The organism is uncultured Aquimarina sp. (genome assembly GCF_947500065.1).
Taxonomy (GTDB): domain Bacteria; phylum Bacteroidota; class Bacteroidia; order Flavobacteriales; family Flavobacteriaceae; genus Aquimarina.
This window is the reverse complement of the sequence record NZ_CANMQT010000023.1, coordinates 17372-33812: the sequence shown is the minus strand read 5'-3', so window position 1 is coordinate 33812 and position 16441 is coordinate 17372. Positions and strand designations below refer to the sequence as shown.

At 33.0% G+C, this 16441-nt stretch carries 15 protein-coding genes; 4 read left to right on the top strand and 11 right to left on the bottom strand.

The window, feature by feature from the left end:
* Positions 1 to 141: 141 nt before the first annotated feature.
* Together Q0975_RS27970 and Q0975_RS27965 are read right to left on the bottom strand one after the other, a co-directional pair.
* A complete protein-coding gene (locus Q0975_RS27970) occupies positions 142 to 369 on the bottom strand; it encodes a (4Fe-4S)-binding protein (protein WP_299444165.1) in 228 nt (75 codons plus the stop codon).
* A 107-nt stretch (positions 370 to 476) separates the two neighbouring features.
* On the bottom strand, positions 477 to 2063 hold the full coding sequence (locus tag Q0975_RS27965) for an NAD(P)/FAD-dependent oxidoreductase (protein ID WP_299444162.1): 1587 nt from the start codon (positions 2061 to 2063) through the stop codon (positions 477 to 479).
* 257 nt (positions 2064 to 2320) lie between these two features.
* On the opposite strand from Q0975_RS27965, the gene Q0975_RS27960 reads away from it, so the two are divergent.
* Positions 2321 to 3067, top strand: a complete 747-nt coding sequence (locus Q0975_RS27960; RefSeq protein WP_299444159.1) for an acyl-CoA desaturase — start codon at positions 2321 to 2323, stop codon at positions 3065 to 3067.
* A gap of 155 nt (positions 3068 to 3222) precedes the next feature.
* Here the strand turns inward: Q0975_RS27960 and Q0975_RS27955 are convergent, their stop codons facing one another.
* Positions 3223 to 4092 (bottom strand): DUF5694 domain-containing protein, encoded by an 870-nt coding sequence (locus Q0975_RS27955; protein WP_299444156.1) that lies wholly within the window; start codon positions 4090 to 4092, stop codon positions 3223 to 3225.
* Positions 4093 to 4299: 207 nt separating this feature from the next.
* Here Q0975_RS27955 and Q0975_RS27950 point away from each other — a divergent pair, with 207 nt between their 5' ends.
* Complete coding sequence (locus Q0975_RS27950; protein WP_299444153.1) at positions 4300 to 5340, top strand: histidine kinase; 1041 nt, start codon at positions 4300 to 4302, stop codon at positions 5338 to 5340.
* Positions 5341 to 5358: 18 nt separating this feature from the next.
* Positions 5359 to 6075 carry a LytTR family DNA-binding domain-containing protein gene (locus tag Q0975_RS27945; protein ID WP_299444150.1) on the top strand — a complete coding sequence of 239 codons (717 nt, stop codon included), beginning with the start codon at positions 5359 to 5361 and terminating at the stop codon, positions 6073 to 6075.
* 22 nt (positions 6076 to 6097) lie between these two features.
* Here the strand turns inward: Q0975_RS27945 and Q0975_RS27940 are convergent, their stop codons facing one another.
* The 5 genes from Q0975_RS27940 to Q0975_RS27920 form a co-directional block, all read right to left on the bottom strand.
* Entirely contained in the window at positions 6098 to 6835 is a 738-nt protein-coding gene (locus tag Q0975_RS27940; RefSeq protein WP_299444147.1) for a YARHG domain-containing protein, read from the bottom strand.
* Positions 6836 to 7201: 366 nt separating this feature from the next.
* A complete protein-coding gene (locus Q0975_RS27935; protein ID WP_299444145.1) occupies positions 7202 to 8782 on the bottom strand; it encodes an alkaline phosphatase family protein in 1581 nt (526 codons plus the stop codon).
* 373 nt (positions 8783 to 9155) lie between these two features.
* A complete protein-coding gene (locus tag Q0975_RS27930) occupies positions 9156 to 9338 on the bottom strand; it encodes a hypothetical protein (protein WP_299444142.1) in 183 nt (60 codons plus the stop codon).
* A 412-nt stretch (positions 9339 to 9750) separates the two neighbouring features.
* Positions 9751 to 11151, bottom strand: a complete 1401-nt coding sequence (locus Q0975_RS27925) for a glycosyltransferase (protein ID WP_299444168.1) — start codon at positions 11149 to 11151, stop codon at positions 9751 to 9753.
* A 426-nt stretch (positions 11152 to 11577) separates the two neighbouring features.
* Positions 11578 to 12384: a hypothetical protein gene (locus Q0975_RS27920; RefSeq protein WP_299444139.1), complete on the bottom strand. Its 807-nt coding sequence runs from the start codon at positions 12382 to 12384 to the stop codon at positions 11578 to 11580.
* 257 nt (positions 12385 to 12641) lie between these two features.
* Here Q0975_RS27920 and Q0975_RS27915 point away from each other — a divergent pair, with 257 nt between their 5' ends.
* Positions 12642 to 13733: an adenylate/guanylate cyclase domain-containing protein gene (locus tag Q0975_RS27915; RefSeq protein WP_299444136.1), complete on the top strand. Its 1092-nt coding sequence runs from the start codon at positions 12642 to 12644 to the stop codon at positions 13731 to 13733.
* A gap of 939 nt (positions 13734 to 14672) precedes the next feature.
* Here Q0975_RS27915 and Q0975_RS27910 read toward each other — a convergent pair.
* The 3 genes from Q0975_RS27910 to Q0975_RS27900 form a co-directional block, all read right to left on the bottom strand.
* Positions 14673 to 14936 (bottom strand): hypothetical protein, encoded by a 264-nt coding sequence (locus Q0975_RS27910; protein WP_299444133.1) that lies wholly within the window; start codon positions 14934 to 14936, stop codon positions 14673 to 14675.
* A gap of 807 nt (positions 14937 to 15743) precedes the next feature.
* Positions 15744 to 16142, bottom strand: a complete 399-nt coding sequence (locus Q0975_RS27905; protein WP_299444130.1) for an endonuclease domain-containing protein — start codon at positions 16140 to 16142, stop codon at positions 15744 to 15746.
* A gap of 105 nt (positions 16143 to 16247) precedes the next feature.
* On the bottom strand, positions 16248 to 16436 hold the full coding sequence (locus tag Q0975_RS27900) for a hypothetical protein (protein ID WP_299444127.1): 189 nt from the start codon (positions 16434 to 16436) through the stop codon (positions 16248 to 16250).
* Positions 16437 to 16441: the final 5 nt, after the last annotated feature.

Sequence of the window (16441 nt, the reverse complement as noted above, 5' to 3'; positions counted from 1 at the left end):
TATTCATCTTATTTTTGCCATTATTAAATCAAATAAAAAATTTGAAAATCGTTTGGTTTCGTCATAGAAATCGAAATGACAGAGAAAACTACTTTTTAGACAGCCTCTTTTTTATAATATATCATGTACAAAACTAAAACACTAGTCGGTATTCATATAATAGCTCAATGCACCAGACGGACATTGCGTTATTTGGCTTTTTAATTTTTCTGTGGTCGCGTTTTCTGGCTGAATCCAAGGTTTTCCATTAGGATCATACACTTCAGGTAATTTTTGAACACAAATCCCTGCATGAATACATTTTCCGGGCTTCCAAACAATAGTAAGTTCTCCATTTGTGTATTCTTTTCTAATCTCATTTGTAGCCATTCCGTTGAAATTTAAAGAGTTAATTCTAAAGATACAGAATATCTATATATTATTCCCTAAATAACATCCATATAACCATTATAAATAAAGGCTTTCTAAATCCTTAACTATCCAAAAATCTTATCCTTAAAATTTGTTCGAGTAACAGCGGATGCGGTTACAACTCCTGCAAATAATGCTCCACCAACACCAGCAGTAACAATATCCTGTCCAGTAAGATACAGTCCTTTTATTGGCGTTCTAGGTTGTAGAAACTTCTGGCGAAAACGCTCAGGAGTATGATCAATTCCATAGATTTCTCCTTTGTCATAATTTACAAAATGCTGTGTACTCAATGGTGTAGAAAGCTCATAATGATCTACTTGCCCTTCTAAATGCGGAAGTTGCTTAAATAATTCCTTCATTAATCGTTGAGAAACCTTCTCCTTCCATGCTTCATAATCTTCTCCACGTTTCATCCATCTGGTATCTTTCCATTGCGAAACGGTATCATAAGGAACCAATGTAATAATATCAATAGTACTACGACCTGGATACCTATTAGACCAATCAGGGTCTTTAGCAGAAGGAAATGATACATACACTACAGGAAAAGGAGCATCTTGATCCTCTAAATATCGTTCTACGCAGGTATCATGATCAACATCCTCTGGATAAATCCAAAAATTAGTTTTTGGTAATTTTAAATCTTCTGGAGAACTTTTAAATCCCATATATAAACATGCATGAGATACAGAAGGTCTTACTTTCTGAAGCTGTTCTTGTAGTTTATACTTACTACTTATAGTTTCAGGAATTAACTTTTGGAAAGTATTAAAAACACCCGCTCCACTTATAATTGTATTTGCATAAAACTCCTTACCATCTATCATTCTCACTCCTTTAGCTTTGTCCTTTTCAATTATCACTTCATCAACAGTTGCATTAATCAATATAGTACCATTAGCAGCAGCAATGACAGGATCGATAGTATCTACAATTCTAGATGACCCTCCAATAGGAAAACTACCACCGCCAAAATAATGTCTAGCTACAGAAGCATGCATGGCAAAACTACTTTGTTTAGGAGGTAACCCATAATCTCCATATTGAGCGGATAATACTTTAATCAATTCCTGATTACTCGTGAGTCCACTAAGCACCTGATATGTAGTTTGGTCTGCATATTTTAAATACGGGTTTTTTAAGAATCTACCTATTAAGAAACGTAAAAAACCAGGTAATGCCTTTTCTTTATAAAAAGAGCCCATAGCCTTATTCGCTTTAAAGACCAAGTCTATATAGCTATCAATTGCTTTTTCCTCTTTAGGGAAATAATGAACCATTTTATTTCTAAAATTCTCAACACCTTTTACAAAATCATACGATTTATCACCGATAATAATACGATCATATACCGCTCCCATATCGGCCCATTCTAACTTGCTATCAGACACGTAGTCAAATAACTTTCTTATAGGGCTATTTTCTTGTTGTACTCCTCCAATATAATGTATCCCAACATCCCATTCATACCCTTTACGTTTAAATATATGTGTGAAACCGCCGGCTGTATAATGACTTTCTAGTATAAGCACCTTCTTCCCTTCTTTTGCCAAAATAGCTCCCACAGTGAGACTTCCCATTCCAGATCCGATAATAATCGCATCATAATTATCTTCTAAATCTGGACGTTGTTTATAGGATTGTATCATATATTTATTGGTTTGTTATATAAGTTGTTTCCCAAAATTAAGAAGATTCTGGTTACCATTCCTATCAATGATGATGTATTTTCACTGATATCATAATAACGCGTATTATGAAAAATATAACTAAAGTATAACAATATACATCTAGTATATATGTGTATTTTTGCTCCGTTAAAATTAAAATCTTAAAAAGGAGATTATTTTATTTAACAGGAATCCGCAGAAATCGAAATCATTACGAACTCAACGATAAATAAAAAATGGCTATTCTAATTTTCATGCTTGTATTATGGTATACAGGTCTATTTTTTCAAAGTTTCTTTTTACATAGATACGCAGCACATCAAACATTTACCATGTCTAATTTTACTGAAAAAGCATGTTTTTTTCTTACTTGGATTTGTCAAGGATCAAATTACCTAAGTGCCTACGGATATGGTGTAATGCATCGCATGCATCATGCATTTGTAGATACAGAAAAAGACCCGCATTCGCCTAAATATGATAGCAATATGTTCAGTATGATGTGGCGTACTAAAAGTATTTACCAGGATATTAATAATAATAGAATTTCACTGGATACAAAATTCACCAAAAATGCTCCTCAATGGAAATCTTTTGATGCTTTTGCTAGCTCTAATTTCTCTAGAATTGCATGGGGATTAGGATATACTGTGTTTTTCTACTTTTTTGCTACCGTATGGTGGCATTGGTTATTTCTACCAGTAGCTTTCTTTATGGCTCCAATACACGGAGTTATTATTAATTGGTTTGGTCATATTATCGGATATACAAATTTTAAGGTTGATAATACTTCTAAAAACTTATTACCAATTGATTTCTTAATGATGGGCGAAAGCTATCATAATAACCATCATAAACATAGCGGCAGAGCTAATTTTGGTGGCGTAAGATGGCACGAGATTGATCCTACCTACTTTATAATGGTAATCTTAGATCGATTACGAATCATTAAGCTAAAGAAAAGTGCTATTACTGTTAAATAGTGGATTAATTGGTGAAATTAATTTTGCCTAAAGTATTGTATAAGAAAATATCATCCTAAACCTGTTTCAAAGACTCATTAAAGTATAGTATTAATGAGTCTTTGAAACAAGTTAAGAATGATCGTAATTATAAGATTTTTTTGAGATTGTAAGATTTACAAACTACTAAACTCTATAAAATCATACTCAGGAGAATACTCAATCATATGTCTTAATACAGACGCATGTCCGTTACCTACAATTACCAGTATTCTATCTTCTTTAGTTTGATCTATCTCTTGAATTTTTCTAAATATCCTCAGGTTTCTATTGTACCACCAAACTGATAAAAAATCTGCACCTCTATTGTCATTCAACTTAAAATCACCAACTAAATAAGCGCCATAATTGTTTCTATGTCCTTCGATAGTATTCATGTATTTAATATAGTCTAGGATCTTTACTTTAGAAGGGAATTTAGTGGATTCATCAAATGACTTCTGAACCATCTTTGTATAAGGATCTTCTGACTTAAAATCATACTCTTCTGTTAGTTCCTTCATCATCTTTGGATACTTTTCCTCTAATTCTGAGCTAAAGGTTTTAGCATCTATAGAATATATCTTATCATGGTTAAGGTCATTTGCTATACGCATTCCTAATTGATAACTTTCATTTCTAACATCTCTATGTTTTCCTGCCTTATATTCTTCATATTTTTTATCCATTCCCCAATCTTCTTTTGCTTCTATAGCCACTTTTGTTGGTTTGAACTTCTTTATATATGCTACTAATGCGGCTACTTCTGACTTTTTAGGTTCTTTTAGAACATCAATTTTATCATCTTCATTGGTTTTGGTATAATCCAAACCTGGATATGAAAAATGAAAGGTACCCACCACCAGAACTTTTGTTTTCTGTTTTGGATAATAGCTTGCATATGGTTTCAGGATTCCTTCATTTTCCTTAGATACTTTTTGAGCGGTTGTTTTGGTTGTAAAAAGACCAATACTGATACTAGCGAGTAATAATAGACTGTATTTCATTATATGTTATTTATTAAATTCTATACAATGTTATCGTCTTATCCTATGTCCTATATAAATTTTACACCAACATATATGATCATTATATGAATAAGACATATTATAAAACAATAGTATTTGTTGTACCAAACCAATAATTCATCCCATAAAAACAAGGAGTCGTATTAATTCTAAAAAACAATACAATTTTCGAAGTACTTTTGATCTATGAATACAAAAAAGGAATTTCTTTACAACGTACTGATTATAATAACGATACTAATTTTAGATGTTCTTGGTGATTATATAATTGCTGATAAAGCTATTTTTTCTTCGAGCCTTGGTTTATTTTTATTTAAAACGACATTTACAATTTCATTGCTAATTGTCTATGCTGTAAACTATATATACAGTGTACCTCGATTTTTATTTAAGAAAAAGTATATGCACTACTTCTTTTCTTTTATCGCGATGATAGTTTTATTCGCGGGAATACGATTTCTGCTAGAAGAAATTATATTATATAATATTATAGGAATACATAATTACTTCTTTGGAATTCCAGTATCAGAACTTGTCCTCAATTACTCTTTTGATTCATTTTATTATACACTAAGAGTTTGCCTGGTAAGTGCTGTTATATGCTTATTTTTTAGATATAATGAGAATAAAGAAGAGATACATCATTTACAGATCGAACACGAAAAAGCGAAGCTCTCTGTTCTAAAATCACAAATAAGTCCACACTTTTTATTCAATACATTAAATAATTTTTACGAAGAATTATATGATGATAAACCAAAAACTGCTAGTGATATTCTAAAACTATCAAAGTTATTAAGATACGTTACCTATGAAACCAATGATGATCTGGCTGATTTAAATAAAGAATTAGCCTTTATTGAAGATTATCTATATTTCTTTAAGCGTAGATATGAAGATAATTTTCATGTACTACTGCATATTGATGGATTTATACATACTCAAAAAATACCATCACTTATATTAATACACTTTGTAGAGAATGTCTGTAAACACGGTATTATAAATGATAAGAACCGTCCAGCTAGTATAACGCTAACAGTCCATGATACTATATTAGAATTAAGGACTAAAAATTATATCAATACCTCAGAGATCTATACAGAACCCGGTATTGGAACCAAAAATATTAGGCAAAGACTTGAGGTTATCTACAAGGATAATTTTATTTTAGAGCATCAAAAAAGTGAAAACCAATTTGAGGCCTATTTAAAACTTACGCTCTAAGCGTATAATTCTCTTATAATGAATAATCTATTTACGTGTGTAATCATTGATGACGAACCGGCAGCTATTCGGTTATTAGAGAAGTATATCACCAAGGTTTCTTTTTTAGAACTAAAGAACACTTTTACAAATCCTTTAGAAGGATTAAAATATTTAGAAAGTGAATCCATTGATCTAGTTTTATTGGATATACAAATGCCAGAAATCACTGGGATACAGCTTTCGAAAATCATTGATAAAAAAACCAAAATCATTTTTAGTACAGCCTATCCTCAATTTGCTTTAGACAGCTATGAGGTAGCTGCAATAGATTATTTATTAAAGCCTATAGAGTTTGAACGTTTTTATAAAGCCGTATCAAAAATAAAAGAAATTCATACTACAGATATTCCCATAAGTAGTGATCATACAGATGATTTTTTCTTTTTTAAGACAGATGGAAAGAACAAGTACGCAAAGGTGTTTCTAAAAGATATTAGATACATAGAAAGTCTTAAAAACTATATAGCGATACATCTACATGATCAACAAATCATCACCTATAATACATTAAAACATTTTAAAGAGACTTTACCCGCTTCCAGTTTTATACAAATACATAAATCCTATATTATCTCCATAAAACACATTGATAAAATTGACAACGATACTATCTGGATTAAAAATCAAGAATTACCTATTGGAAATACGTATCGAAAATCTTTTTTTGAAACCATTGGGAATCATCAATTCTGAGAATTTTAGTATCGTAATTTAATCAACCAGCAACAATATGTTCCACTAGCCTCAATTGCTGTCCATCAAATTTAAAAATCCAGATAGAGCTGTATTCGCTCTCAGAATAGTAATTACTCCCATATTTAAATGGCTCTTTCATAATTTCTGAATGTGTTAAATCTCCGGTACTCAGCCTAACATCATCGCCATCAATACGCAGTTCTGTTTTACGAATTAAAAATCCATTATCTATTGATACGCTATAAATAGCAGTATCTCTATACCAGTTAACATCTCTAAGTTCTATTTTAGAAAAGATCGTATTTAACTCATTAATAACACCATCTAGGTTTTCTTGTTTTTCTAGTGCATTGTTCATAAAAAGACTAATGGTAATCGTATCTTTTTGTTTCAGCACTCTTTTTAACTCACTTAATTCACTGAATAATCTTTGCCTTTTCTTTTTAATACTTCCCTCTGCTTTTTTAAAGAGTGTAATATTTGAATTCTCTATCGAGTTCAGATGTACTTCTGCGGGATTGTTATAATCAGGTTGATACCACAAATATTCCTGAAAATATTCTAACAAACGTTCATCTTTAAAAATATACTGATGCCTTGCAAAAATCTCATTCCGTAGCAATTGGAGGTCATATAAACTATTTTTTGAAATATCTTTTGATGTATATGATATCGTATCACAAGCCGAACAATCTTCTAACTGGGCTTGCACGTTTATTGCAAGTAGCAAAAGAAAAAAGAGTATACTATTTTTCATAAAAGATGAGATTGGTTAGTTGGTATTACAAATATAAGATTCGTAATTAATAACATAATTTCACTTCTTTCACTGCCAGGTGAACTTCATTTCAATATTCAAAAAAAAATGATATCAATACCACTATTTATAACGTGAATTCGATATAATAACAACTATTATTCAGTACCTTAAGACCTAATCAAGTCCCTTCTCCTTGGACGACAGCGCATAGCGATGGGCGGGAAGGAGCGTTGGAGTTAAGAAAAGGGTTTTCACATCAAAAACCCTTACCTTAATCCTCTCCCAGAGGGAGAGGAAACTAAAAAGAACTAATTTTCAGTTTCTTAGTTTGTTTTCATATATTTTCTTACGTCGAATTCAGGTTTATATCAAGTCTTTTATTCCTTTTAAAAAACTTATTGCGTCACCTACTGTCGAGATCTGTTTTGCTCTATCGATATCAACTTCTTGTGATGATCCCTCACAATTGCGTTTTGCAAGGAAAGAAGCTCCTAACAAAATTGATTTTTGTAGATCATTCAAATCATCCTTATGATAGATACTTTCTTCTACTGCTGGAATTACATGCTTTTCTATAACAGGGAAACTTCTTGTTGAACTGCTGAAAACTTGCTCAAAACTTTTAGCATTTTTATCTCTGTCAGTTAAATGTGGCATATTCCATTTCTTACACATAGTACGAATAAAAGAAGTATGATCAAACACATCATTCATAATAGTATTCTGAGCAATATGTGCAGACACCATTACCATAGGAACCCGAACACCAAGTCTATCAAAAGTAAAATCTTTTTGTCCTTTCATTCCTTTAACCGGAGGAATAGCAGGTCCTGGAATCACATGATCAAAACAACCTCCGTGTTCATCATGAGTAATAATCAATAAGGTATTGTTTTTATAGGTATCATTCATGAAAATCGTATTATACACATCCCAAATCAAGTTTTCTCCTAAAAGTACAGAACCAACTTTTGTAGGCCCATCAATTAAACCAGAAAGAGAAGAAGGATGTTGATCATTATGTTGTCCAAAAAACTTAGGTTCAATAAATGTATACTGAGGTAATGATCCATTCGCTACGTGCTCTTTAAATTCAGAAAGTTCATCTCCAGTATGAATTACATTTTCATTTTTAAAAGGTCCATTTACAATAGTAGTAAGAGAAACCGGGTTTTCTGTATAAATGCCATGACTTACTTTAGCATCTTCCATAAGTTCAAACAAGGTTTTCTGAGACCAGACATTTTCAATCCAGTCTTTCATACCTTCTATATTTCCTATAATACCTTTATCTTCTCCTGGATTAATTACTTGTCCACCAGAAGTTGCTGCGTGCCAGAAAGCCCTATTACACCAAGTCTGACTGGGCACTGAACAAAACCAATGATCAAATACTGCAAATTCTTTTGCCAATGTAGAAAGAACACTTACCTGAGAAGGCATATAAACTTGCATAATTACCTTATACAAATCAAAAGTAGCTTTATCAAACTGAGGGTATTTTTTATTATCCAACGCTTGTAATCTGTTAATGTAATCATTCACAAAGCCCAACATTTGCTTATTATCCGGAGGGATTGGATTAGGAATATTATAAGGAGATACCATATCTTGTTCCGGAATATTTATATTATCCTGGTTCACAAAATTATATAGCTGAGTATTTATATGCTGATATACTTCTCCTGGATCCGGAAAAGGTTGGTGAAAATCCTGAGCAGTTTGTATCGGAACAGTTTTATGTGTATCATAATCAACTGCCCTTGGAGGCACTGGCATTTCATTAGGATAATTTTGTAAACCTTCAAAAGTTTTACCCTCAGGTACTCCGTCTATATAAAGGTTACCTAGTAAATTATCAAAGGATCGGTTTTCTAGCATTAGTACGACCACATTATCGAAACTATCTAATGCGTTACTACTTTCTTGAGTTGAATCAGCCATGTCTAAAGTGTGTTTTTAAGTATTCTTATAAAAAGAACATTCGTTTACTATTGCGTGAAATTGTATAAAATAGACGCTACTATTAATACAATTAATTCTCCTTATAAACTTATAATGAGCTTTGTATAAAAATAGGGAGAATTCCACGTAAATTCATGAGTATAAATACGTGATTATTCTATCATAATAATTGAGACATTCAATTGAGAAAATAAAAATTGGTCAAGCCTATATGGCACTTATAGACATATGCAAGAAGCATGTTATGATACTTACAAAAGGAGAGGTTTTTATATAGTACTTTGAAGCTAACTAAAAAATTAATCGCTTGATGATAGTTTTAAAAAAGATAACGGATTGAAAACTAACAGAACTAATAATGCTTAAAAGACATTAAATGTAGCTTCACAGTTTCTAGATTTTCTCCTGTCAAAATATAATCCTGCCCCATTAAATTAATTTTACAATGACCATTAACTTCCGTAATAGCCGATATATGATCAGGATTGATATAGTGTAATTTACCTTCCTTATCTTTAATTTCCATAAATTCCATATCGATATGATTTTAAGATTTATATGTCTACTAAATATACGATAAAAACTACTCATATAATAATGATATGTATGCGTTTTTTTTACCCAAAAACAGCCTTCTGATCTAGAAAAAACCAGACCACAAAGTATATGGAAAAGCATCTGAAAAGATGGCTATAATATGCCTTCGGTATACATAGCAAAACTCTTCCTAATTTGGGAAAGGAAGAGTTTTTAGTAGGTTGGTTATCATAGTTAATTTGATAAGCAAAAAAATATAGTTGAGTTTGGTGTTACTATTTAAAATATCTCATTAAGAATAATATGCATATCTCCTCAGGGTCTAAAAACTTATTGGGGGTAAAATTTTCAGAACCCTGAAACGGAAATAAACAGATTGGTTAATCAAAATAAAAGGGTAATTAATATGTTTAGGATACAGGAACTACTTGTTGTTGTTCTTCTAATTCTTTTTTAGTTAGGTCACGAGTAAGCCAACCGCTTCTTCCTGCTGTTGCGATGGCATATGGAGTGATCCAGAATAATGTAAAAGCATAAAATATACTATACGGATACGCCCAAAGGGATTCAGATAAACTATGTTTCTTAGCGTAGAAAAATGCTTGAATACTAGAAAAGAATAAAATACTCACTAGTGTAGAACTAAAGAACAAAACTGGATATGTAAAAACAAAAAATAACATTAATAAGGTAGCAGGATATGCCATTGTCATTTTTAACCATTGGTTTAATAACAGAATTCTTGTACCATTTTTAGATCCTTCTCTAAAATTACTAAATGCAAATTTGCTCATCGCAAGATTCTCTCGAATGTTACTTCGTTCCCAACGGATAAACATTTTATATAAATTCTTATAGCGTTCCGGACAGTTCGTATACACGTATGCTTTACGTTGGAATAATACTTTATATCCTTGTTTTAGGATCATATTTGTCATGGCGCGGTCTTCGCCTATTTTAGAAACTTGCCCCATAAATGTTTGTGTAATCCAAGCTGCTCGGCAGTTCATAATCGCTTCTCTACGATACGCCGATAAAGCGCCTGGTGTACATAGTACCGAACCTAATGCACTCTGTGCAGAACGAATGAACTCAAAACTAAAAGCAAAACTAACATTAAGCATTCTTGGGATCAATGCTTTATCTCTATTTAATACACGTACATTGCCAGCTACTGCTCCACACTCCTCATTAGTTACAAACGGAGAAGTCATAACACGTAGCGTATCTTTTTTTACTATAGAATCGCTATCCACTGTAACAAACACATCGCCCGTACCAAGGTTAAACCCTCTGTATAATGCATGTCTTTTTCCTCTATTCTCTGGTTGTTGATAGATCGAAACACGACTGCCTAATTCGCTTTTTGCTTTTTTCATCCATTGCCAAGTATCATCCTGACTGCCATCATCAATAGAAATAATCTGTAATTTCTCGATCGGATAGTCACTTTCGGCTAGGCTATGAAGTGTTTTATATACTAATTCTCCTTCATTATAAGCAGGAACAATTACTGTACACAAAGGTAATTCTTGATCAGACACTGTATCGATCGTTTTATAACGTAGATATAAATATAAAATATAGGCTAAAAAACTAACTTTAATCAATAACAAAGAAATACCAGCTACCATCAAACTAATTCCCCAAACCGTATTCATTCTTTCTAAATGAATTTCTTCAAAATATGGTTGTAAAAAATAGAATAATGATGCAGCACCAAACAACAATAGAAATGTTCCTAGCAAAATAAAAGAAGAAGAAGCATTGCCTATGCTACTCTTTAAGCGATGACCAAATGCGTTGGTCATAATTGGTGTTTCTGTAATCTCTAAAGATTTTGATAGCTCCATAGTATGTTTTTAGTACCTCTCTGGATAACCAAAATTGATACCGTTTATAAACATTATTGAATACCAAGGTTTTAAGAATAATGCCAAAAAATAAAAGTGTGTATTTTTTACACAACTGTGTATTTTTGCCCCACTTTCGAGTGTTTTTTGACAGGCTCAGTATAAGATCTCAGTGATCGTTACTGTCTTTATCACTATGCCATCGATCATGCAGACTACAGTCAATGAGTGTCAAAATTATTCTTATACCTTTAGCTTTCACCTGATGAGATACTTTGGCAAGTTTTAGGCCTACCAAATTGATAGGCCCAGAAATTAACACTCCATGATATACACTATATAAAACTTGATATAATCATCACTTTTTAACTGCATTTATATAATTTATTCTAACTCGCAGGTAATATTTATAAAAGTACCTGCACCTGGATCTATGGGAGTTGAATACGAAAATGACAATAAATCTCCTTGATTTACATCTACCGTAGTAACAAGATCACTAATCACTGTACCTATTGGATCTGAACTAGTAATAACTTTAGAGAATGCTGTATCTGTACCATTCACACGAAATGTTACTGTTACCTCAGATCCAGGATCAATAGTATTCCTTGCTAGTGATATCATAAAATTCTTTACTGTTCCACTTCTTGTAACTGCAAACTGACATTCAGGTTCTTTACCTGCACCTACTCTGGCATTAAAAAACACAAACTGAGGGGCATTTGCAGGAATCGCAGAAATCACAAAACCATTTCCATAAAGTATCGTGGTAGGTTTAGTATTAGCAGCTGTCTTTGCATGTTGTGCATAAGGAACACTTAATAGCTGACTCGTTCCTGTTACAGTATAATTTGTGCCGCCAGCAATATCAATTTCTGTTTTTAAAAAATAGGGGCCATTAGACCAATCTATTGCAGCAAAACTTCCGACAATGGGTGTCCCTCCACCAATTTCTATAGCTATTACTCCATAAGCATTGGTAGTGGGTGTTTGTGTTTCTATATATACTGGAGACCCAGAAGTAGAACCTTGTAAAACGCTTATTTGTAACCCTATTATTGTATTTACTAAAGGAGTGTCTCCTGTACCTCTCACCATCGCTTGATAGTTCACCTTTTCTGGTGATTGTCCATGCGTGTTTATGGATAGTAGTAGTGTAGCTATAATGAAAGTAAATAGTTTTTTCATAGTTGATCTAATTTTTAGTTATATTAAGTTTTACAGGAAGATACTTAATTTAAATCATATGAATCTCTAAAATGAACGATTAAAATAAGTATCATATGATCAAACTTATTCTTATACAATCTTAACTAGTAAACACAAGAGTTTAAGATATTATTGAATTATAAGTTATATTTCCTTAACATTTTTAGTTAAAAGTCAATAAATCTATATATGACTAAAATAATTAAGTTTATTTTACGATATCAGCATCCATATAAATGAAACGAAGTTTAAAAAAATATTGGCAACTGTTATGGCAATCGGTACTCTTCTGGTGTATCGCTATGGGACTTTTCTCTATATTCAGATACTTCGGGCTTGATGAAGAAGAAGGTGTTACTGTTATTGAACAATATAGAGGGTATCAAGGTACACTCCACGCTTTAGGAGGCTTTTTGAGTATTGGTGTATTAATCGGAATTGTATATGCAAGTATTGATTTTATTTTTGATAAATATACTTCCAATAAAATATCACTGGTCTATAATCTGATTATCAGAACGCTGTTATATTTCATAACTACAGTTATGATCTTTACCTTAATAATGGATATATTTTCTGATCTTCATAATATAAATCTGAATACAGAAAGAGGTTGGTGGAAAGAAAGTAAAGCATTTTGGGCTACCATAGTATATATCGTTATGATTTCTTTTGTGTTTTCATTTATAAAAATCGCTACAGAAAAGTTTGGTAAAGGTGTATTTATAAAAATGCTATTAGGCAAATACAAAAAACCGCAGGAAGAGAAACGAATCTTTATGTTCTTGGATCTAAAAGACTCTACTACTATCGCAGAAAAATTAGGTCATTTTAAATACAGTCAATTTATACAAGATTGTTTTTATGATCTTAATACAGTAGTTCCTAAACACGATGCAGAAATTTATCAATATGTTGGAGATGAAGCGGTATTAAGCTGGCCGTATAAAAAAGGGTTAGCTAATAATAACTGTGTGGACTTATTTTTTGCATTTCAACAGAAAAAACAGAGCAAAGCCAATTACTACCAAGAAAAATATGGAATAATTCCTGAATTTAAAGCAGGATTACACGGTGGTAAATTAATGGTAACCGAAGTAGGTGTCATCAAAAAAGAAATAGCATATCACGGTGATGTGATTAATACATCTGCTCGCATTCAGGCAGAATGCAATAACCACAAGGTAAAACTCCTTATTTCAGAAAAATTACTACAAGACCTTACCATAAACACTCACTTATCTTCTACATTCTTAGGAAGTGTTTTACTAAAAGGGAAACAAGAAAAGGTAAATATACATACTATAGCAAGGGTAGCAAGGGTGTAAAACAGAGGGTTGTAAGCTTCGACCGCGCTCACCCTTCGAGAGCCTCAGGGTTCGAATGTATTCTCATCCGAGGGTTGAGCGTAGTCGAAGTCCGGTTCACCTAGAATCACCCTTCGAGAGCCTTAGGATTCGAATGTATTCTCATTCGAGGGCTGAGTGTAGTCGAAGTCCGGTTCACATGGAATCACCCTTCGAGAGCCTCAGGGTTCGAATGTATTCTCATACGAGGGCTGAGCGTAGTCGAAGTCCGGTTCACCTAGAATCACCCTTCGAGAGCCTCAGGGTTCGAATGTATTCTCATACGAGGGCTGAGCGTAGTCGAAGTCCGGTTCACCTAGAATCACCCTTCGAGAGCCTCAGGGCTCGAATGTATTCTCATACGAGGGCTGAGCGTAGTCGAAGTCCGGTTCACCTGGAATCACCCTTCGAGAGCCTCAGGGTTCGAATGTATTCTCATACGAGAGCTGAGCGTAGTCGAAGTCCGGTTCACCTTGAATCACCCTTCGAGAGCCTCAGGGTTAGATAACTCTTCAGTAAACTAAGCATCTGTATAATAGAAGTCCAATTACAGTAGTTAAAAAATTAACAGTCTACGCTCCTCAAAGGGGTACTTAAGAGGTACCCCATACCTACTTCTTTAGTCCCCTCTCCCTACTTCTGATATAGGCTAGTCCTGTGTCAAACACAAGTGCATCCTAGCTCTGACACAGGTAACACTCCTGTTTAGAGTACCCCTACCCACTGTTGGCACTACCCCAAGAGAAGCTTTTAGGTACTTTTACCCACTAGTACAAGTACCCCAAGTGATGCTTTGCTACTCAGACACCCACTTATATAAGTACCCCTCCCCACTTATGGTAGTGGGTTTTAGGCTTTTTACGATGACTATTATTAAGAAAAAGTTAAAATCTAATAGTATTTAGAGATGAATACTAGTGATTACTTTTTTCTTGTATTTCTTGAACTACTAACAGTCCAGCTATAACTACATTTTTTACACACATAAATGCTTCTGGAATTAACAACATTATGATTTTTGATACTTCTACCAAAATCTTCCTTACCCACTTTTTTTATATCTTTTCCTCTAGCATCACATTTTGGGCAATGATATTGTATTCTATAAAATCCATACCATTCTAGTATAATATATACGAGAATAACAATCAAAACAATACTAAAAAGCCAATTTTCGGATATCATTAATCAAACAAATTTTTATTTTTAATACAACAATATAGTTTATCTAAACTCTTTCTCTATAGAGAACCTGTCCACCTATGGAGGAGGATAGCACTTCAATTCAGTATACTGGATAAAAGTACTTGGGTGTGTTATTCACCCAAACATAAAAAATAGCTTACTCATATCTAACACACCCCTACCGATTTGGCAGGCAAGCCTAACCCCTACTTCGACAGAGCCTGTCCTGAGTTTATCGAAGGGCTCAGCACAGGTCTCAAGAAGGGAATTGTTTGCTTCATCTTTTTGGATAAAATCTTCAATAACCAATAGTACGTTAAACATATCATTGTATACTTGCTGATCTAAACTCTTTCCCTCTCGAGAGGGATAGCACTTCAATTCAGTTTACTGGATTAGAAGTACTTGGGTGTGTTATTCACACAAACATAAAAATTAGCTTACTCATATCTAACACACCCCTAGCCCCTCTCAAGAGGGGAATTGTTTGCTCATACTTTAACGCCCTTACCTATTCGGTAAGCATCCTTATTTCTCATGAGGGGAATTATTTGCTTCATGTTTTTGGATAAAATCTTCAATAACCAATAGTACGTTAAACATATCATTGTATACTTGCTGATCTAAACTCTTTCCCTCTCGAGAGGGATAGCACTTCAATTCAGTTTACTGGATTAGAAGTACTTGGGTGTGTTATTCACACAAACATAAAAATTAGCTTACTCATATCTAACACACCCCTAGCCCCTCTCAAGAGGGGAATTGTTTGCTCATACTTTAACGCCCTTACCTATTCGGTAAGCATCCTTATTTCTCATGAGGGGAATTATTTGCTTCATGTTTTTGGATAAAATCTTCAATAACCAATAACACATTAAACATATCATTAAAAATTTGCTGATCCGTAAACCTAAGTACAGTGATTCCCAATTGATTCATTCTTTTCTCTTTCCTCGTATCTTTTTGTTGTACCTCTATCAATTGGTGGGAATACCCATCCGCCTCTATTCCTAACATCAACTCATAACAAAAGAAATCCAGAATATAATTATCAATAGGTTTTTGTCTATGAAAATCATACCCGTACATTTGTTTTCTCTTTAACTTTTGCCATAGTAAAATTTCAGATTTAGTACTATTGTTTCTATGTTGACGAGCATACTCAGTTAATTTAGGATTATATGGAATTATTTTTCTTTTTTTCATAAAGTTGAGATTCCCTCCTTGAGGAGGGCGGTCGAAGACCGGGAGGTGTTTTGATTGCTTGATCACGCTTTTATTTTAAATACTCTAAAAAAATAAACGAACCTATCATTTTTGTTTTTTACCAGTTCCCATGATCATAAATCCATAGATAATACTAACCGTTATATATAGTCCTAATCCTAGTATAAAACTATTGATTCTAAAACCTACTAGTAAAAAAAGTATCTCTGATACTATTGCTGCTAATACCAAACTAACGATACACCGTAACCACCATTTTCTTAATATAATCATCCTAT